The 19756-nt window shown below is 61.6% G+C and carries 14 protein-coding genes; 7 read left to right on the forward strand and 7 right to left on the reverse strand.

Annotation, left to right across the window (positions count from 1 at the left end; genetic code table 11):
- Positions 1-162 precede the first annotated feature (162 nt).
- Both putA and BR41_RS05720 read left to right on the forward strand, forming a co-directional pair.
- Positions 163-3318 (forward strand): bifunctional proline dehydrogenase/L-glutamate gamma-semialdehyde dehydrogenase PutA, encoded by a 3156-nt coding sequence (gene putA / locus BR41_RS05715; RefSeq protein ID WP_035054315.1) that lies wholly within the window; start codon positions 163-165, stop codon positions 3316-3318.
- A gap of 347 nt (positions 3319-3665) precedes the next feature.
- The gene (locus BR41_RS05720; protein WP_051710268.1) at positions 3666-5282 is read left to right on the forward strand and encodes a methyl-accepting chemotaxis protein; all 1617 of its coding nucleotides are present in this window, start codon (positions 3666-3668) and stop codon (positions 5280-5282) included.
- Positions 5283-5520: 238 nt separating this feature from the next.
- Here the strand turns inward: BR41_RS05720 and BR41_RS05725 are convergent, their stop codons facing one another.
- From BR41_RS05725 to BR41_RS05745, 5 genes are all read right to left on the reverse strand, one after another.
- Positions 5521-6477 carry a DUF1177 domain-containing protein gene (locus tag BR41_RS05725; protein ID WP_035054010.1) on the reverse strand — a complete coding sequence of 319 codons (957 nt, stop codon included), beginning with the start codon at positions 6475-6477 and terminating at the stop codon, positions 5521-5523.
- A 48-nt stretch (positions 6478-6525) separates the two neighbouring features.
- Positions 6526-7263 carry a dipeptidase PepE gene (gene pepE / locus BR41_RS05730; RefSeq protein ID WP_211251676.1) on the reverse strand — a complete coding sequence of 246 codons (738 nt, stop codon included), beginning with the start codon at positions 7261-7263 and terminating at the stop codon, positions 6526-6528.
- A 259-nt stretch (positions 7264-7522) separates the two neighbouring features.
- Positions 7523-8707: an aminotransferase class V-fold PLP-dependent enzyme gene (locus BR41_RS05735; protein WP_035054015.1), complete on the reverse strand. Its 1185-nt coding sequence runs from the start codon at positions 8705-8707 to the stop codon at positions 7523-7525.
- Positions 8708-8898: 191 nt separating this feature from the next.
- Entirely contained in the window at positions 8899-10470 is a 1572-nt protein-coding gene (locus BR41_RS05740; RefSeq protein ID WP_035054016.1) for an OPT/YSL family transporter, read from the reverse strand.
- A 45-nt stretch (positions 10471-10515) separates the two neighbouring features.
- Entirely contained in the window at positions 10516-11268 is a 753-nt protein-coding gene (locus BR41_RS05745) for an IclR family transcriptional regulator (RefSeq protein ID WP_035054018.1), read from the reverse strand.
- Positions 11269-11497: 229 nt separating this feature from the next.
- Here BR41_RS05745 and BR41_RS05750 point away from each other — a divergent pair, with 229 nt between their 5' ends.
- A complete protein-coding gene (locus tag BR41_RS05750) occupies positions 11498-13045 on the forward strand; it encodes a methyl-accepting chemotaxis protein (protein WP_051710270.1) in 1548 nt (515 codons plus the stop codon).
- Between the two features lie 78 nt (positions 13046-13123).
- On the opposite strand, the gene BR41_RS22720 is transcribed toward BR41_RS05750, so the two are convergent.
- Positions 13124-13681 carry a Spy/CpxP family protein refolding chaperone gene (locus BR41_RS22720; RefSeq protein ID WP_051710275.1) on the reverse strand — a complete coding sequence of 186 codons (558 nt, stop codon included), beginning with the start codon at positions 13679-13681 and terminating at the stop codon, positions 13124-13126.
- Between the two features lie 186 nt (positions 13682-13867).
- Between BR41_RS22720 and BR41_RS05760 the strand changes: the two genes are divergently transcribed.
- From BR41_RS05760 to BR41_RS05770, 3 genes are all read left to right on the forward strand, one after another.
- Complete coding sequence (locus BR41_RS05760) at positions 13868-14554, forward strand: response regulator transcription factor (RefSeq protein WP_035054020.1); 687 nt, start codon at positions 13868-13870, stop codon at positions 14552-14554.
- Between the two features lie 8 nt (positions 14555-14562).
- Positions 14563-15912, forward strand: coding sequence for an ATP-binding protein (locus tag BR41_RS05765; protein WP_156970572.1), 1350 nt, complete (start codon positions 14563-14565; stop codon positions 15910-15912).
- Positions 15913-16053: 141 nt separating this feature from the next.
- Entirely contained in the window at positions 16054-16692 is a 639-nt protein-coding gene (locus BR41_RS05770) for an energy transducer TonB (protein WP_051710285.1), read from the forward strand.
- 26 nt (positions 16693-16718) lie between these two features.
- Here BR41_RS05770 and BR41_RS22725 read toward each other — a convergent pair whose 3' ends face one another.
- Positions 16719-17393: a glycerophosphodiester phosphodiesterase gene (locus BR41_RS22725; protein WP_051710288.1), complete on the reverse strand. Its 675-nt coding sequence runs from the start codon at positions 17391-17393 to the stop codon at positions 16719-16721.
- A gap of 51 nt (positions 17394-17444) precedes the next feature.
- Between BR41_RS22725 and BR41_RS05780 the strand changes: the two genes are divergently transcribed.
- Positions 17445-19679 carry a patatin-like phospholipase family protein gene (locus BR41_RS05780; RefSeq protein WP_169741254.1) on the forward strand — a complete coding sequence of 745 codons (2235 nt, stop codon included), beginning with the start codon at positions 17445-17447 and terminating at the stop codon, positions 19677-19679.
- Positions 19680-19756: the final 77 nt, after the last annotated feature.

Raw genomic sequence — 19756 nt, forward strand, 5'->3', positions numbered from 1 at the left:
TTTTTCAATGGTTTAGTTCTGGAAAGTACCTACATATAAAGAACAATGTGCTGTTGTATTGTGATTGTGCAGATGAAGTATGACGTCGTAGGTGTGTTTGCCAGTTCAAACGACCAAGCGAGCGCCAACGATCAACCGGCCTATTTCTTGAGTGCCCACGCAATGAACAAGTCGCACCCCATCATGGATACCGCCGCCCTGCGTGCCCGCATCCACGACCGTTTCCGTATCGACGAAACCGATTGCATGGTCAATCTGATCGCCAAGGCGCGTTTTTCCGCAGCGGAAAGCAGCGAAATCGCCCGCCGCGCCAAACCACTGGTGGAAAGCGTGCGTGAGCATCGCCTCTCCAGTGGTGGCATCGATGCCTTCATGAATACCTACGATCTGTCGTCCCGCGAGGGCATCGTGCTGATGTGTCTGGCCGAGGCGCTGCTGCGTATTCCAGATGCCGACACCATCGATTTGCTGATTCGCGACAAGATCGGCTCGGCGGATTGGGAAAAGCGTCTGGGCGCCTCGCAAAGCACCTTCGTCAATGCCTCGACCTGGGGCTTGATGCTGACTGGTCGCATCGTTGGCGTGGATGGTGACGGCGCAGGCATCTTCCGCCGCGCGCTGGCTCGTCTGGGTGAACCGGTAATCCGCCAGGCTGTTGCCGCCGCCATGCGCATTCTCGGCAAGCAGTTCGTCATGGGCCGCACCATCGTCGAAGCGCTGGATCGTGCCAAGGCAGCCGAGAAGGTCGGCTATCGCCATTCCTACGACATGCTGGGCGAAGGCGCCCGCACCATGGCGGATGCGCAGAAGTATTTCGTCTCCTACACCAACGCCATCGCCGAAATTGGCAAAGCCGCTGCTGGCTTGCCGCCGCTCGAAGCCCCGTCGATCTCGATCAAGCTCTCCGCGCTGCACCCGCGTTACGAGGTGTGGCAAACCGAACGCGTGATGCAAGAGCTGCTGCCCAGTGTCAAAAAGCTGGCGCTGCAAGCCAAGGGTCTTGGCATCGGCTTCACCATCGATGCCGAAGAAGCCGACCGGCTGGAAATCTCGCTCGATCTGATCGAAGCGCTGGCGCTCGATCGCGATCTGGCGGGCTGGGATGGCTTGGGTCTGGCGGTACAGGCGTATCAGAAACGCGCTTTGCCGGTGCTCGACTGGCTGGCCGATCTGGCCCACCGCGCCGGCCGCCGCATCATGGTGCGGCTGGTGAAGGGGGCGTATTGGGATGCCGAGATCAAGATGGCGCAAGAGCGTGGTCTGGACGGCTATCCGGTATTCACCCGCAAGCTCAATACCGATGTGTCCTACATCGCCTGCGCCCGCCGCCTGCTGGCCGATCCGGTCGCGTTCTACCCGGCCTTCGCCACGCACAACGCCCACACCTTGGCCGCGATTGCCGCTATCGCTGGCGACCAGAGCGAGTGGGAATACCAGCGGCTGCACGGCATGGGCGAAGAGCTGTACCGCGAAGTGGTCGGCGCGGACAAATGGAACCGCCCGTGTCGCGTCTACGCCCCGGTCGGCAGTCACGAAGATTTGCTGGCCTATCTGGTGCGCCGCCTGCTGGAAAACGGCGCCAATACCTCCTTCGTCAGCCGCATTGCCGATGCCGATATGCCGATCGAGCAACTGATCGCCGATCCGGTCGAGAAAGCCGCCACCCTGGCCGAACAACGCGCCAGCGCCCACCCCCGTATTTTCCTGCCGCGTGACCTGTTCGGACCCTCGCGCGCCAACAGCCAAGGACTGGACATGTTCGATACGCAAACCCTCAAGCAACAAGCCGATGCCATCGCCCGCAGCAAGCAGGTGGTTTACACCGCCCAGCCGGTCATCAATGGCAAAAGTGTCGATGGTCAATTCCAGCCGGTGATGGCACCGGGCAACCGCCGCGAAGTGGTCGGCCGCTGTGCTGATGCCACGTCGGCGCAAGTCGACCAAGCGATGCAAAGTGCCGCTGCTGCTTTCCCGCGTTGGGAGCGTACGCCGGCAGTCGAGCGTGCCGCGGCATTGAACCGCGCTGCTGCGCTGATGGAGGCCCGCCTGCCGGAGCTGGTGGCGCTGGTGGTGCGCGAAGGCGGTCGCACGCAAGCCGACGCGTTGTCTGAAGTGCGTGAGGCGGTCGATTTCCTGCGCTATTACGCCGCCCAGTCGGTCGAGAAGTTCGCCGAGCCGATCACGCTGCCGGGGCCGACCGGCGAGTTGAATACCTTGTCGCTGCATGGTCGCGGCGTGTTCGTCTGCATCAGCCCGTGGAATTTCCCGCTGGCGATTTTTGCCGGGCAGATCGCGGCGGCTTTGGCGGCGGGCAACGCTGTTGTCGCCAAGCCGGCCGAACAGACACCGCTGTGTGGTGCATTGGCGGTGGCCTTGCTGCACGAAGCGGGCGTACCGGGCGACGTGTTGCACTTCCTGCCAGGCGACGGTCGCGTTGGTGCCGCGCTGACGTCGCATCCGCTCTGTGGCGGCGTGGCGTTTACCGGTTCGACCGAAGTCGCCCGCCTGATTGCCATGGCGCTTGTCTCCAAGCCCGGCCCGATCGTGCCGTTGATCGCCGAAACTGGTGGCCAGAACGCGCTGATCGCCGATTCATCCGCCTTGCCGGAACAGGTGGTGCGCGACGTGCTCGCCTCCGCGTTCAACTCGGCCGGTCAGCGGTGCTCGGCGCTACGTGTGTTGTTCATTCAGGACGACGTGGCCGACAAGGTGACCGGCATGCTGCGCGGCGCAATGCAGGAACTGCGCATCGGCAACCCGGAAGATATCCGCACCGACGTCGGCCCGGTGATCGATGAAGAGGCTCGCACCACGCTGGTCGAGCACGCCAAGGCGATGGATGTTGCCGGCAAGTTGATCCACGTTTGCGAGATCAATGGCCTGGATGCAGCGGCGGCTGCCAATGGCACCTACTTCGCGCCGCGTGCCTATGAAATCGCCGAGTTGTCATTGCTCAAGCGCGAAGTATTCGGCCCGATCCTGCACGTGATCCGCTGGAAATCCGATCAACTGGACGCTGTGTGCGATGCCATTGCCGCTACCGGTTACGGCCTCACGCTTGGCATCCATAGCCGCATCGATTCCACCGTGCAGCGCATCACTCGGCGCTTGCATGTCGGCAATACCTATGTGAACCGCAACATCATCGGCGCGGTGGTGGGGGTGCAGCCGTTCGGCGGTGAAGGCTTGTCCGGCACCGGCCCGAAGGCGGGCGGCCCACATTATCTGTACCGTTTCGCTTGTGAGCGCACTCTGTCGGTGGATACGACGGCGGCTGGGGGCAATGCCAGCTTGATGTCGATGGAGGAGGGGGCATAAACGCTGCTGAGCTGATCGCTTGAAGCAAAAAAACGCCGCTCTCCTTCGAGGAAAGCGGCGTTTTTTGTTGCCCATGTAGGAGCGAGCTTGCTCGCGATGGCACTGTTTCATTCGCCATTGCCATCGCGAGCAAGCTCGCACCTACAAAAACCAGATTCGGGCCGGCATATATGCCGGCCCGAACTGTATATGCGGGGGCATATAACCGTGGAAATCACTTATCCGAAACTACCAATAGGAAGCGATTGAAACGGCGGGGGAGAATCGGCCGCAATATTTTCATGTCATACGAATAGCATCGGCTGTTCACCCCCCTTAACTTGCTGCCCACAAGGCCCGGAGTGACCGTGAAGCTGTCCCACCGCCTGAGCGCCGTCATTGGCGCTGTTTGTCTGTTGTTCGTGGCGACCGCGCTGATCTCTCTCTGGGGTCTCCATAACAGCCGTGCCCGTATTGACCGCTTCGTCGAGCGCGATCAGGCCGAGTTGCTGGCGGTGAATCGGCTGTACGGCTTGGCGCAGGCCAGCAGCTTGTCCTTGCGCAGTTTCTATATCGATCCGACTGATGACAAAGCGCTTGCCAGCCTCAATGCCGCATCGGCTGCCATTGATTCGGCTGCAGCGACGCTAGGTACATTGGTCAGCAATGACGAAGGCGACAAAAAGCGGCTCACCAAATTTCTCGCCCTGCGCAAGTTGCAGCAGCAATACCAAACCGAAGCACGCGACCTGATCACCGCGGGTTCGCTCGACGATGCGCGCGATCATATTTCCCAGTTCGAGAATTTCCTGGCCTGGGCACCGATGCAGGTGCTGTTGAACGGCTGGATCAAGGACACCGAAGCGCAGGTGGCGCGCGCGCATGATGAATCCACGGCGGCGACGCAGCGCATCGAGGCGGTGGTGATTGCCGTTTCTGTCGTGGCCGTGGTGTTGGCGGCGTTGCTGGGTAGCTGGCTGGTGCGTTCGGTGATGCGCCAGATCGGCGGTGAGCCCGACGCTGCCCGCGCCATCATGCGCGATCTCGCGGCCGGTGATCTTAGTCACGCCGTAGTACTGAAACACGGGGACCGTGACAGCGTGCTGGCCAGTGTGGAAGCGGTGCGCCTGAGTCTGGCCGGCAATGTGAAGACCTTGCGTGCGCTGGCCGAGCAGCTTAACGGCGAGGCGGTCGGGGCCAGCGCGGGTGCGGGGCGGATTTCCGATAGTGCACGCGGCCAGAGTGATGCGGCAGCGGCGATGGCTGCGGCGATCGAACAGCTTAGTGTTGGCGTCAATCATCTGGCCGACAATGCTGGCACTGCGTACGGTCTATCCGAGCGGGCCGGCAAGGCTGCGGAAACCGGCGGCGAGAACATCCGCCGCGTGGGGGATGATATCGATCGCGTGGCCGGCAGCATCCGGCAGGCCGCAGTCACCATCAACACCTTGAGCGAGGAAACCGGCCGTATTTCCGGCATCGTGGCGGTGATTCGCGAGATTGCCGATCAGACCAATCTGCTGGCGCTGAATGCGGCCATCGAGGCGGCGCGAGCCGGGGAGCAGGGGCGGGGGTTTGCGGTGGTGGCCGATGAAGTTCGCAAGCTGGCCGAGCGCACCAGTCAGGCCACGGCCGAGATCGGCAAGCTGATCAGCGACACGCAGTCGTCGACCGTCATCGCGGTGCGGGACATGGAAGCGACCGTCGACCAGGTCGAGGACAGCGTGAGCGGCGCGCGCGTGGCCGAGGCTTCAATGGGGGACATCCGGACCGGCAACCGGGAGCTGGTGTCCGTCGTCAACGATATCTCGCTGGCCTTGCGCGAGCAGTCCTCCGCCAGCCAGGACATCGCCCGCAACGTCGAGCGTATCGTCCACATGGTTGGCGCTACCTCGACTGCTGCTGAAGAAGGAACGGCGGCGGCTCGCCGACTGGAAGGTGTGGCGCAGGAGTTGCGTACCAGCGTGGCTCATTTCAGGCTTTGATCGGAGCCACCCACAAAACCCTGCGGACTGCGTTGCGCTCACTTGCCGTACTCAATGTACTGTCTGCGTTTCGCGCGTCTTGTCAGCAGGGTTTTGTGGGCGGCTCTCAATGATCCTTGAATAGTAATAATCGGCAGACTTAGGTAGTCGGGACGGAGGATTCAGGAAAAGGGGGCGATTCGCCCCCTGTCTCATCTGGCAGCCCCAGGTACCCGTGGGCCTTGATGTTACTGCGATATTACTGGTTGCCGTAGGTCTGGAACACCGAAAGATCCGGATAACGGCTACGAATCTTGGCCCATTCCGCCTGGCTGTAGAACTGGCAGGTGCCACTGGTGAATTGCTTGGCGACTTCCACGCAGAAGCGCACCGCTTCGGCCAGATCGATTTCGTGGTTGGCACTGGAGTCGCTACCGCCCACCACCGATTGTGCCGTGATCGCCACACCAACAACCGGCGCCTTGGTCGCGATATGCGGCTGCATGATGCTGTTGAAGTGATACAGCCCGTTGTCGTACGGCGTGATGTCTTGCTGCGAGATCGGGAAGGTGACAGCAGGCTGGCCGGTGGTCGATTCCATGATGGCGACCAGGTCGGCTGCCACACGCAGGATGTAGCCATCTCTGGCGGTTGGCGACAAGGCGAAGCCACGATGCTTGACGATGCGGTTGCCCTTGGAGGCATCGAGCGACAGGATCGCATCCATCTCCGGCGAGACTTCATACACGTTCATCGTTTCCGACGACACTGGCATACCCATGAAGGCCACGCCGTCGTTCACGCTCATCGAGACATCAGTAGAGATATGCGTGGTCACGATCACGTCGCCCGGCAAGTGATCGCCTTTCGCTTTCATTTGCGCCAGTTTCAGCGCCACGGCAATCGCGCCGATGGGGCCGTCGGCATCCGACACCATGCCGACCTTGTGCGGGCGCGCGCCAATCGCGCCGTTGCGGCCGATCACGCCCAGCGTGGGCATATGCTTGCCGGCGGTTTTGCCAGCGGTGCCGGGAATCAGGATCGACACGAAGTCGGTGGTCTTGGACGTATCTTCGGGCGGCTCGTCGTGGACGGTGGTGACGGTGACTGTCACGCCAAGTGCTGCATAGGGTTCAAGCAGTTTTTCGATGGATGCGCCATTGACGGTGGCGCTGTCGAGCAACTCGTACACAACCAGGGTTTGTTGCAAAGCCATGGGATTACTCCAGTCGATGAGGAAAGGGAGGTACGGTGGGCAGGCGGATCAGATCGTGAAGTCTGGCCAATCGCTGAAGCCTGCCGGCCCTTTGACTGACGAAAATTGAAATGTTTCGTTTTCACCGATGGCGACAGTCGATCCATCAGTGGCAAAACGCAGCGCGCCGCGCTCGCCCAGCACTTTGGCCGCATCGTCGCCACATAGCAGCGCAGAGCCTTCCGACAGAGCGATCAGCGTTTCCGGCGCGTTGATATGCAGGAACTCGGCCAGCCGCTCTTCGCGGCTTTCGCCGTTGTGGCCAGCCGGTTTGCCGCTGATGAAATGCGGGTTGATCTGGAATGGCACCAGCCCGAGCGAACGCAGGGTTGGCGGTTGCACGATGGGCATGTCGTTGGTGGTGCAGATGGTGGGGCAGGCCACGTTGCTGCCGGCGCTCCAGCCGATATAGGGCGTGCCAGCCCTTACCTTGCGGCGGATCAGATCGACGATGTTCGCATCGTACATGCGCTTGAGCAGGGCGAAGGTGTTGCCGCCACCGACAGCGATGGCATCGGCTTCCTCGATGGCTTGGCACGGGTCGATATTGCGGTGATGGATCGAGCTGAGCGAATAACCGAGCTGCTCGAACACCGGTTTCACGCGGCCTTCGTATTCATCAAAGCTGAAGGTCACGCCGGCATAGGGCACGAAGGCGATCCTGGCCGGTTTCTTTTCCAGCAGGGCGTGGATTTGCTCGGTGGCATGCTCCAGGTAACCAAGGTTGTCCTTGCGGGAGCTGCTCATCAGAAGAACACGTTGCGTCATTTGGGGGCCTCCTTGGGCGGTGTCGGTAGTGAGTTGGGTTAGGGAATGGCTTGGAGCCTGTTTCAGGTATTTGCGAAGCAGTTTGCTTCAAATGCCCGCGGTGTTTACCTCCCCCTTTTTGAAGGGGGATTGAGGGGGATTTCGACGTCATTGCAAGTTGATATGCCGCAGAAATCCCCCCTAGCCCCCCTTCAAAAAGGGGGGAACAAAGGCTGTCACCTCTCCCAAAAGGGGTCTTTCAGGAAATCGCTTTGCGGATGAGTTCGGCCACGCGGTCGATCTCGGCATGGGTATTGAAGTAATGCAGCGACACCCGCGCCATGCTGCTCACGCCATAGCGGGCGAGGATCGCGCCGGCCATGAAGTGACCGGCTTCGATGATGCAATCGGCCGCTTCGAGTGCGGTGACCAGTTGCTGCGGATCAGCGCCACGGATATTGAATGGCACGATGCTGATGCGGTACTGCGTGGCGGCCGGGCCATATAGCTCGAAACCCGGCAGCAGGGAGAGCTGCCGCACTGCATAGGTAGTCAGATTGCGTACGCGGGCTTCGATGGCGTCGATGCCGATGGCTTGGGCGTATTCGATCGCTGCGCCCAAACCCAGCAATGCCGGCACGTTGGGGCAACCGGCCTCGAAACGGCGGGCGTTGGCGACGAGGGCGAGTTGGCCGCTCTCGCGGTCGTAGGCCCCGTTCCACCAGCCGGTGAGGCAGGGTTCCAGCTGGGTAATCAGCGGCTCGCGCACATACAGCACGCCAGCGCCTTCGATACCGCGCAGCGCCTTGCGGCTGCAACTGGTGAGGAAGTCGCATCCCAAGGTCTGCACGTCGGTCTGCAGCATGCCCAGGCTCTGCGCACTGTTCACCAGCGATAACACACCATGAGCACGCGCCACGGCGCAGATGGCCTCGGCCGGTTGTACCGCACCGGTGGAGTTGGGCAGGTGCGAGAAGGTGATCAGGCGGGTGCGCGGCGTGATGGCTTGCTCGAATGCTTCGGCCGAGAGCAATCCTTCGCCATTGGCCGCCACGCTTTTGACCACGATGCCGCGTGTTTCGGCCAACCGTTGCCACGGCAACAGATTGCTGAGCATTTCGGTATCGGCGACCAGTACTTCGTCGCCGGTTTGCCAGGCTATGCCTTGCGCGATGAGCGAGATGGCGACAGTGCCGTTCTGGGTGAAGGCGATTTCCGCTGGCTTGGCGTTGAGCAGGCTGGCCACTTGGCTGCGTACTGCTTCGACGCGTTGATAGGTCTCTTTGCGAAAGCGCGGCAGGTAGATGCCGATGTGGCCGGTGTCGAGCACGTAATCACGCACGGTATCGAGCACGCAATCGGGCGGGATCGATGCGGCGGCGGTGTCGAGGTAGATGGTCTTGGCGGTGAGCGGGGTATCCGCCCGGATCTGGTCGACGTTCATGGTTGTTCTCCGGTGCATCTGAAATTGAAACAGCTGCTTTCAAAATATTTGCGCTGCGGTTCCCCCCTTTTGAAAGGGGGGCTAGGGGGCTGCGGCATCTCAAATTTCGCCGACGCCGAAATCCTCTGGCTGAGCGAATCAAAGATGCGCACGCGCACGATCCCCCTTCAAAAAGGGGGACGTGAAAGCTGTTATTTGCGCAGTTTCACGATCGAGTTGATGAAGTTGTAAATGGCATCGCCCGCAATCACGCCACCCGCAAACGCGCTCATTTGCGCGCTATAGCGATCGCCATATTTGCGATTCACCACGTAGCGCAGCAGCAAGCCGGCCAATACCGCCCAGCCAGCGAGCGCCGAGCTGATCAACATGCCGGTGGAGAGCAGCACGCCAAGCTGGCGCTTGGAGCCGCCCAGCCATTGCAGTAATGCGCCGGGGATGGCCCACAGGATCAGCGTGCGGGCGATCTCGGCCGATGAGCCGGCATTGATCGATGCGGCGTACACCTTGTCGATCGGCGGCAGCAGACCGCGTGCGAAGAACATCTGGTGAAAGCCGATGACCACGATGGCAGCCACGGCAAAGCCGGTCATCGCGGCGAGGTATTGCTGGCGGCGGCCGGCGCGTTCCAGCGCCATATCCGAGCCAGACCCACGCAGCAGGTAGCCGGTTTTCAGGTCGTAACCCATGTCGGCAAAAGCCGGGCCGGTGGCGGCGGAGAAGCCGGCCAGCATCGCCAGCGCGGGGGCGGGGAAGCCGATGACGATGCCAACGGTCAGTGTAATCAACGCGACGGCAAACGCCGGGAACCAGCCGGAATGCATGGCGGCGATGCCGACGATCAATTCATGTACATAAGCGGCCAGCGCGGCATAGAGCATGAAGGCCAGGAACATGCCGAGCGACATGTCGGTGATCAACCCGGCCATGACCGAGATCAGCATCGCGATGGCGAGGTAAACCAGAAAGCCACCGGACAAGATACAGCCGGCCTTCTTCGGGGAGACTTCCTGCGCGCCAGCCTCCAGATCGGTCGTCTTGCGCGAGCGGGCGATTTCGGCCGCCACCTGAAACAGCGCCACGATGCCCGCGCCAACCATCAGCCCGTGCGGGATATAGAGCTTGACGATGTTTACGCCGAACAGATTGGGCGCATAGCCGGAGGTGACGAGGCCGATGCCGAACATGGTCAGCGCAGCGAGGTTGCCGAGGAAAGCCGTACCGAATGCCGACATGGGGATGCCAAACCATGCGCCTGCTACACCCGCCGCGACGCCCACACCAAGGAAACCGGCCTTGCGCCCGCCTTGATCGCCGGCCCAGATCGCTTCGGCCGTGGCAACGCCCGCGGGCCAGGTGCCGGTGGTGGGGAAGGTGCGGCTACCGAACAGCAAGTAGAGCATGGTGCCGTCCACGAACATGGCGACCACCGCGCCGATCATCATCGGCAGCGCCAGCTCCGGCATGCCCATGGCGTAGGGCACGCCGATCGGGATCATCAGCGAATTGGCCGCACCAAAGGTGGCGGACGAGATGGCCGTTTGCATCAGGTTCTGCCGTTCCAGCACGCGGAAGCGGCGGGTGATTTCCAACGGAATGCGCGAGAACACGATGGCGATCAGTGCACCAATGATCGAGGTGTTGGCCGAAATGCCGAGCGAGACGATGAGCTGCATACCGATCATTGCGCCGAGCACCGAAAGCGCGGCGCTGGCCAATAGCAGGAAGGGTTCGAAGAAACGAGCTTGGGTACGTGTTTTCATACGTGGTCCCTGGTTGGCTGAAGGTGGGTTGAGGGAGGGGGCAGATCAGCGGAGCAGGCCGATGACCCGTTCCAGTTGATCGCGTGCCAGAAGCAGTGGCGCCAGCAGCTTGGGAATTGCCGTGCGATTGAGTCGTTCATCCGGCCCGGCAATCGCTACGGCACCGATGACCTGGCGATCGCGTGTGCGCAGCGGCACGGCCAGACCGGCGACGTGCGATGCGGTTTCGTTCTCGGTGTAGGCCCAGCCGGCTTCGCGAATCAGTCCGAGCGAGGCTTCGATGGCCGCCCGATCGAGCGGACTCAGCTCGGGGAAGCCGGCCACGCCACGGTCATAGACTACATTGCGGAAACTTTCGGATTGGAAGGCCAGCATGGCCTTGGCGTGCGAGCCGGCATGCAGCGCAAAGCGCTCGCCCGGTTCGATGCTGAAACGGAGCGGGTATTGGCTGTGCACCATGTCCAGGCACAGTCCTTCCAGACCATCGAGCCAGGACAGGAAGACGGTCTCGCCGCTTTCCCTGGCCAGTGCTTCGAGCATCGGTTGCACTACGTCGTTGGGCGAGATGGTCTTGTGAACCAGTTGGCCCAGTTCGTACAGGCGCAGGCCCAGCGAGTACTTGCTGGTAGTCGGGTTCTGCAACAGGACGCCGTGCGCTGCGAACGTAGCCAGAACCCGGTGCACTACCGAGTAATGCACTTCGCTTTCCTTGGCGAGTTCGCGCACGCCCCAAATGGGGCGTTTGGCCGAGAAAAAACCGAGCAGATCCAGCGCCCCGTCCAGTGTCTTCAGCGTCATGCCATTTCTCCGCTTTTGTCTCTCATGCCGAGACTGTGTTTCGCACTCGGAGCATGGTAGGGGGAGGGTGTATGGCTTCGCAGTCAGACAAACCTTATTCGTTGTTAGGGATGTCGCCAGTATTGGATTGCCGCAGGTGTCGGTGCAGAACCGGCCGGCAGCCCGCCCGATGCGTTCGTAGTTTGCTGTTCTATACCGCTTGTATCCGGGTAGGTCGGCGGGTGGGCATATGTTTACCAATTTCAGGGTCGGGGTACGCTTGGGGCTGGGCTTCGGCCTGGTCGTGTTGCTCTTGCTGGTGATCGCTGCCAATGCGCTCTATCAGTTGGCGCGGATCGATAGCGCGCTCGAAGCGGTGATGCATGATCGCTGGCCGAAAACGGCCATGGCGCATGACATCACCCGCCATGTCGATAACATCGCAATTTCCCTGCGAGACATGGTGCTGGCCGCGAATGCCGACGAAGCTGCGCAGCACAAGGAAACGGTGCTGGAGAACCGAAAAAAGATCGGTGGAATCCTGCAGCAGTTTCAAAAGATCATCGTGCTGCCGGAGGGCAAGGCCTTGCTGCAGAAGATCGTTGCGGTGCGGGGGCGTTATATCGCTGGCCAGGACAAAGTCATCACCTTGGTGGAAGGCGGCAACAAGCAGGCGGCACGGGATTTTCTGGCTGGTGAGTTTCGGCCCACATTGGTGGAGTACGTCGCTGCAGTCGACCGGATGGTCAAGTTTCAGACCGACTTGATGGAGGCTTCAGGGCAGGAAGCTGATCAGTCTTACCAGAAAGCGCGGCAAATCATCCTTGCGCTCAGTCTGCTGGCGGTGGTGCTCGCCATGGTTGTGGGCTGGGTCATCACGCGGGGTTTGCTCAAGCAACTGGGCGGCGAGCCGTCCTATACCGCCGAGATCGCCCGGCGGGTGGCGCAAGGCGATATGACGGTGGAAGTCGTTGTGGCCCAGGGGGACAGCGCCAGTATCCTGTTCGCGGTCAAGCATATGGTGGAGCAGCTGTCCGGCATCATCGACGAGGTGCGCAGCTCGGCGGAATCGCTGTCCGCCGCTTCGGAGCAGGTCAGCGCGTCGTCGCAATCGTTATCGCAATCGGCATCCGAGCAGGCGGCCAGCGTGGAGGAAACGAGTGCGTCGATGGAAGAAATGGCGGCCTCCGTTTCTCAGAACGCCGACCACGCACGAGCCAATGACGCCATTGCGAACCAGGCGGCAAAAGATGCCACCGACGGCCGCGAAGCCGTGCTCCAGACCACGAGCGCGATGAAGCAGATTGCCAAGAAAATCAGTGTCATTGATGAGATCGCCTATCAGACCAACCTGTTGGCGCTCAACGCGGCCATCGAGGCGGCCCGGGCCGGTGAACACGGCAAGGGCTTTGCGGTGGTGGCATCCGAAGTGCGCAAGTTGGCCGAGCATAGCCAAGCCGCTGCGCAGGAAATCGGGCAGCTGGCGGGCGGCAGCGTGGAGCTCGCAGAGCGGGCGGGGCAGCTGCTGGAACAGATGCAGCCATCGATCCGCAAAACTGCTGATCTGGTGCAAGAGATCGCGTCGGCCTCATCCGAGCAATCAACCGGTATTGCGCAGATCAATCAGGCCATTGACCAGTTGTCTCAAACGACCCAGAGCAATGCGTCGTCGGCCGAAGAATTGTCTGCAACCGCCGAGGAAATGAGTTCACAAGCGGAGCAATTGCAGCAATTGATGGCGTTTTTCAAACTGGGGAATCAACAGGGGCGGAGGCGGCCGGCGGGTTTCGCGGCGTAATACGCGCTTTCCAATGCCACAGCCCGGCCGGCTATGCCGGCCGGGCTACGCGCAACGATTCTTGTCGTGCATACCCGCTTACATCGGCGGTTCGCGATGTTTGCCTTCCTTGCCATCTTTGAATTTCTCGCGCATCTGCTGGGCTTTTTGTCGTTGCTCCGGCGTGAGAATCGCAAATGCCTTTTGCTCGAACTCCACGCGCAGCACGGTCAGATCGGCCATGGCTTTGCCTTCCGCATCCGCCAGTTTGCGAATCTGACCAGCATCGGCACCCGGCTTGGTGGTCAGGTCGCGCAAGGCTTCGTGTGCTTGGCGTAGCGCCTTGCGCTTTTCATAGAGTGCCGGCTCTTGTGCGTGCTTGAGCTGGAACAACTGGTCTTTCTGCTGCTGGCTCAAATCGAGATGTTCGAAGAAGTCGCCATGGTGACCGCGCGGGCCATGCTCGAAGCCTTCCTTGCCGCCGTGGCCTTCGTCTTCATCAAAGTCGGCGTGACGCAGGCCGAAATGGCCATCATGCTGTTTGACTTGCGGCGGCTGGCCCATTGCATCGGAGGCGGTTGCCGCAAAACTGTAGGCGCCGCCGCCCAACAGCGCCGCGGACAGGGCGGCGATACCAAAACGGTGTTTGATGTTCATGGTCTGGCTCCTTGATAAGGGGACGCGATGGGGAATCGGTCGATCCGTTTCCCATGGCAACCAGTTTGCTTCGGCGCAATGTAAACAGGGGTTAGCGAAGCGTAAACGTTTCGAAAAAACGTCTGGGCGAGGCTTGGCGTGGAGAGGGCGATGGCCGATCATCGTTTTAATTGACGGAGATTGATGATGGAAGGCGTGCGCGTGTTGTTGGTGGATGACGATGCCGACTTGTGTGCGATGCAAGCGGAGTACCTTGCGAGCGAGGGGTTCGGCGTGGATACCGCATTCGATGGCGAGGCGGGCGTCAAAGCCGCGCTGACCGGCCAATACGCCGCCGTGGTGCTGGATGTGATGATGCCCAAGCTCAACGGGATCGATGCACTCAGGCAAATCCGCCAGCAATCGCAGGTGCCGGTGATCATGCTCACTGCCAAGGGCGACGGCGTGGACCGGATCGTGGGGCTGGAGCTGGGGGCGGATGACTATATCCCCAAGCCCTGTATGCCGCGCGAGCTGGTGGCGCGACTGCGGGCGATCCTGCGCCGCACGCGAGGCGACGAGGTGACCAACAAGCTGCAGCAACTCGGCCCGTTGGTGCTGCACCCCGAGTACCGCCGCGCTGAATGGGATGGCGTCGCGCTCGATCTCACCAATTCCGAATTCCAGTTGCTCGAACTCCTGCTGGCGGCATCCGGCCGCGTGCTGACCAAGCACGAGCTGTGCGAGCGTGCGCTGGGCCGGCCACATACCCGCTATGACCGCAGCGTGGACGTACACATGAGCAACTTGCGCCAAAAGCTTGGCACTTACACCGACGGCCGCTCGCCGATCCAGACCGTGCGCGGCGTCGGCTATCAGCTTGTGGGCGAATGATGGGGCGCTTGTTCTGGAAAATCCTGTTCGGGTTCTGGCTGACGCTGGTGCTGGTGATGGGCATCGTCGATGCGCTGGCCTCGCACTACAACGAGGCCCGGCAGCGGGAAGCCAATGAGGTAGCGCAAGGCGGGCGCGTGGCAATGATGACGTCCGCCGTCGGCGCATCGCTGCATCATGGCGGCATCCCCGCCTTGCAAGCCTTGTTCGATGCCTGGCCGCCGTTCGTGCGCGACCGCGTGATGGTGGTCGATGCCGATGGGCAGGATGTGTTCGGCCGGCCGGTCTCGCCAATGGCGCTGGCCGAAGCGCGGCGTGTGCTGGATGATCCGCCGCCCGGCCCGTTATCCGTGCAGCAAGTCCATACGCCGGAGGGCAATGACTATCTGCTCTTTGTGATGGGGGAGCGCCATGAACCGCCACCGGGCCGGCGCGGTTTGCCGCCGTCGCTGCTGATCTGCGTCGGCATTGGCAGTCTGGCATTCAGCGCGGTGCTGGCGTGGTATCTGGCGCGGCCGTTGCATGTGATCTCCAGCGCGTTTGGCCGCGTTGCCGAAGGTGATTTAAGTGTGCGGGTTGGCCCGCGCATCGGCCGTCGGCGCGACGAGATTGCCGATCTTGGGCGCGATTTCGACAGCATGGCGGATCGGCTGGCGCAGCTCGTCGATTCACAAAAGCGGCTGCTGCATGATGTCTCGCACGAACTGCGTTCGCCCTTGGCCCGCTTGCAAGTGGCGGTTGGTTTGGCACGCCAGCAACCGGAGAAAATCGCCGCCACCCTGGATCGGATCGATCTGGAAGCACACCGGCTGGATGCCATGGTCGGCGAGCTGTTGACGCTCTCCCGCCTTGAGGCAGGCGCCAAGCAAGAGTGGGACGACTACTTCAGCCCGGTCGAGCTGGTGGAGGCGATTGCCGACGATGCACGTTTCGAAGCCGAGGCGAGCGGTATCCGCATCGATACGGCGATGACCGACCCTGCCTTGAATGAACGCGTGATCCACGGCCGGGCGGAGCTGCTGCATCGCGCCTTTGATAACCTCGTTCGCAACGCGATCAAGTATTCCATCACCGGGCAGACCGTGTGGATCGCTGTGGAAGCCGCCGATGGCGGCAAGGCAGTGTTGGTGCGCGTGACTGACCAAGGCCCCGGTGTGCCGGAAGACCAACTGGCGCGCATTTTCGAACCGTTTGTTCGCTTGGGCGGCGAGGGGAGTGGCGGTTACGGACTGGGGCTGGCGATTGCTCAGCGGGCCGTGGTTGCGCATGGCGGCACCATTGTCGCGGCCAATGCCGCTGGCGGCGGGCTGGCGATTACGGTGACGCTGCCTTTGGCACAGGCGGTGATGGGGGCGTAAGCCACTTTTCCCGTACCTACCTAATATCGCACGATTGTTCTTGAGAATCTTTCTCATTAAAATGCAGCGATGACTTCCAATGCTGCAGCGATGTCGGTGTCCGCACCGCGAATCTCTCTACCTTCTCCTCGCGTCGGTGTAGTGGCCGCCGTAATACTGCTCCACGCCGCGCTCCTGTTTGCGGTGCTGCGCGCCAGCAGCGACCAGCTGCCCGAGCCGATCGAACCGCCATCGCTGACCTTTATCGAACTGCCGATTGCTGCAACGCCTGCGGTCAAACCCGAGCCACCCAAGCCGCAGCCAGCCCCCCAGCCCCAAGCAGCCCCCAAGACACTGGCAAAGCCACCGGTTCCTCTGCCCAAGAGCGACACTGCACCAGTCGCGCCGCCAGAAACGGCCAAGCCGCATGAAGTAGCCAAGGAAGCTGCGCCAGAGCCAGCGAAGGAATCGGCTCAGAAAGCTGCGGAAGCCAAGCCTGCCGCAGTACCAGCCAAGGAAGAAGAAACCGGTGCCAGCGCGCAAGCCAGTTATCTGTCCCGTCCGGTGCGCTACCCCGAGCAATCGCGGGTGCTGGGTGAAGAGGGCACGGTGGTGGTGCGGATCAAGGTGGGTGAGGACGGCGTGCCGCAAGAACTGGAAGTCGCGAAGAGCAGCGGCTTCGAGCGGCTGGATGCCGATGCGATGCGCACGGTCAAGAAATGGCGTTTCAACCCGGCCAAGCGGGGTGGCAAGCCGATTGCGGGTTGGGCCACGGTGCCGCTCAACTACAGTCTGAAATAAGCCCTGAAATAAGCCCGGCGCGGGATTTATTGCAACGGCGGTTCAGACTTCAGACCGACAAAATCCGGGTAGTCCGTGATCAGCCCATGCACGCCGAATTCACGGCATAGCGCGTGTTCGTACTCGGTCAGCGCACCATAGACAAAATTGCGGAATCCCAGCGCATTGGCTTGATTGAGCAGGTAAGGATCGAGCGCTTCGTAATCCCATACGACGGTGCGCAAGCGTGGCAACGGCATGGCGGGATAAAGCAGTGTGTTGAGTGCCGGCGGGCGATGAGCGATGAGGAAGCCGCATTCGGCATCCAGATGCTCGGCCGCCATCAGCACGACTTCATGCCGGAACGAGGTGATTAGCACCTGCTGTTCGATGCCGCGCGCGGCAATTTCCGCAAACGCGGCCGGGGCGGCGGCGGGGGTCTTGATTTCCAGATTCCAGAACGTATCCGGGAAGGCCTCCAGCGCTTCGGACAAGGTCGGAACCAGATAACCGGCTGCTTGTGACAATTGGCGGCGGGTCAGCGATGCGACCGGCTCGCCCAAGGGCGATAGCCGGTCATGGAACAACACCACTTCACCATCCGCACACAAACGCAAATCTGTTTCTATGCCATGAAATCCGGCGGAAAGCGCCGCTGCAAAGGCAGCGAGCGTATTTTCTGGAGCGCCGCGAGACAGGCCACGATGGGCAATCAAACGCATGGGGTACACTACCGAGCACGATAAATCGAGTGTAGGCATTCCCGGATGCGAATGGCAGTAATTCTTGGCGGATTTTATCGAATTGTGGGCGCGCAATTCGTGCTAGCGATGGTGCTGGCGATGGCAGCGCCGATCTTGGTCAATGCGGCTGATGCGCCCATTGGCACCGCCAATGCGCCACGGGTCGCGCTGGTGCTTGGCGGTGGCGGTGCGCGGGGTCTGGCGCATATCGGCGTACTCAAGGTGCTGGAAGAAGAACACGTGCCGCTCGTCTGCGTGATCGGCACCAGCATGGGCGCACTGGTCGGTGGGGGCTACGCAGCAGGCCGCACGCCAGAAGAACTGGAAGCTCGCGTGCTGAAGGCGGATTGGCAAAGCTTGCTGAGCACCCAGGCGCCGCGCGCTGAAAAAATCTATCGACAAAAAGAAAACGATCGCATTCAGGTGACCCAGCTCGAAATCGGCCTCGGTGATGACGGCAAGCTCGGCTTGCCCGGCTCGGTGGTCAGCTCGCAACCGATCGAACGCTTTCTGCGCGAGATGACCCTGGCCGGCACGGTGCAGCATTTCGATCAGCTGGCGACGCCGTTCCGTGCTATCGCCTCCGATCTCGAAAACGGCAACATGGTGGTCATGAACGATGGCGACATCGTGACCGCCATGCGTGCGAGCATGGCCGTGCCCGGTCTGTTTGCCACAGTCGAGCGCAACGGGCATACCTTGGTCGATGGCGGAATCTCCCGCAACCTGCCGGTCGATATCGCGAAGTCGGAATGCCATGCCGATGTGGTGATTGCCGTCGATGTCGGCACGCCGCCGCTCAAAAGCGAGCAGATTCGCAGCGTGCTGGATGTGGCCGATCAACTGGCCCGCCTGATGGTGGTGCAGAACACCAAGATTCAGGAGCAGGCCATGACATCGCGTGATGTGCTGCTGCAACCTGATTTCGGTGGTTTGGCCTCCACCGATTTCGATAAAGCCAAACCGATGATCGCCGCCGGTGAAAAAGCTGCCCGCGATCAGCTGGCCGCCATCAAACGCTACACCGCCCCGGCCGAGCAATATCGCGGCTGGTTGATCGCCCGCCAGGACAGACGCCTTGCCCCCAAGCCGATCGATAGTGTGGAGTTGGCCGGCCTCAAACGCGTGAACCCGGATGTGGTGCGAGAAGCGCTGGATGTCACGCCGGGCAAGCCACTCGACGTGGAGCATCTGGATCAGCAATTGAGCCGCGTTTACGGCCGTGGCGATTTCAGCCGCCTGACCTACGAGCTGACCGACACCGGCGCAGGCCAGCATCTGAAATTGATTCCGCTCGAAAAAGACTGGGGCCCGAACTACCTGAGTTTTGGCCTCTCGGTCGGCACCGATTTCGCCAGCTCGAACCCCTACAGCCTGACCGCGCGCTATCGCCGGCCGTGGGTCAACAGCCTGGGTGCGGAGTGGCTGGCGGCGGTGCGGGTCGGTGAGGATCGCCTGATCGGCACCGAGTTCTATCAACCGCTGCAACTGGATGGTCTCGCCTTCGTGGCGCCATTCGCCTACACGCGAGAGCGGCCGCTGGATTTCTGGCAGGGCGGTACACGGCAAGCGGAATACCAATATCAGCAGACGAAAGCCGGTCTGGATATCGGCTCCAGCTGGAACAGCTACGGCGAGGTGCGGGCTGGCGTGCAATACCAATCAGGCAGCTTGCGGCTGTCGGTGGGCAGCCCGCAGCTGAACGGCAGCGGTTATGGCTACGACTATGGCCTGCATGCCAGCCTGAATTTCGATCAACTCGATTCGCTCAACTTCCCCACGCACGGGCAGCAAGTCCAGCTCTATGGCTACCGCGCCATCGGCCACGGCGGCGATGTCTCGGAAAACTCGCAGATCGGCGGATTCCGCATTACCCAAGCGGCGGAGTGGGGCAATGTGGCCGGGCACGCCATGCTGCGCGGGCACTTTCAGAAGGGCGATTCGATTTCCGATCTGGATTGGCTCGGCGGCCTGTTCAAGCTATCGAGCTATCGCAGCCAGGAGCTTGCGGGGGAGTCGCTGTTGTACGGGCGCCTGTCGGTCTACCGGCCGTTCGACTTCTTCGGGCAGAAGCTGGGCAATATCGGCCTCGCCCTGGAAAGTGGCCGTGTCTATGGCCCGGTCGGCCCTTCGAACGAGTCATGGCATTACTCGACGACCGCGTTCTGGGGCATGGAAACCTTCCTTGGCCCGATCTATCTCGGCGGCGCCTATGGCGACAATCGCATGGCGCGGTTCTACTTCACGCTCGGCAATCCATTCTGACCGGGGTTTCTGCCACGCTTCGATCTCTTCGACGAGGCGCGGCAGATGACGCGCTCAGGTTGTTTCAGCAGGCGCGA

The organism is Andreprevotia chitinilytica DSM 18519 (assembly GCF_000711875.1).
In the GTDB taxonomy this organism is placed as follows: domain Bacteria; phylum Pseudomonadota; class Gammaproteobacteria; order Burkholderiales; family Chitinibacteraceae; genus Andreprevotia; species Andreprevotia chitinilytica.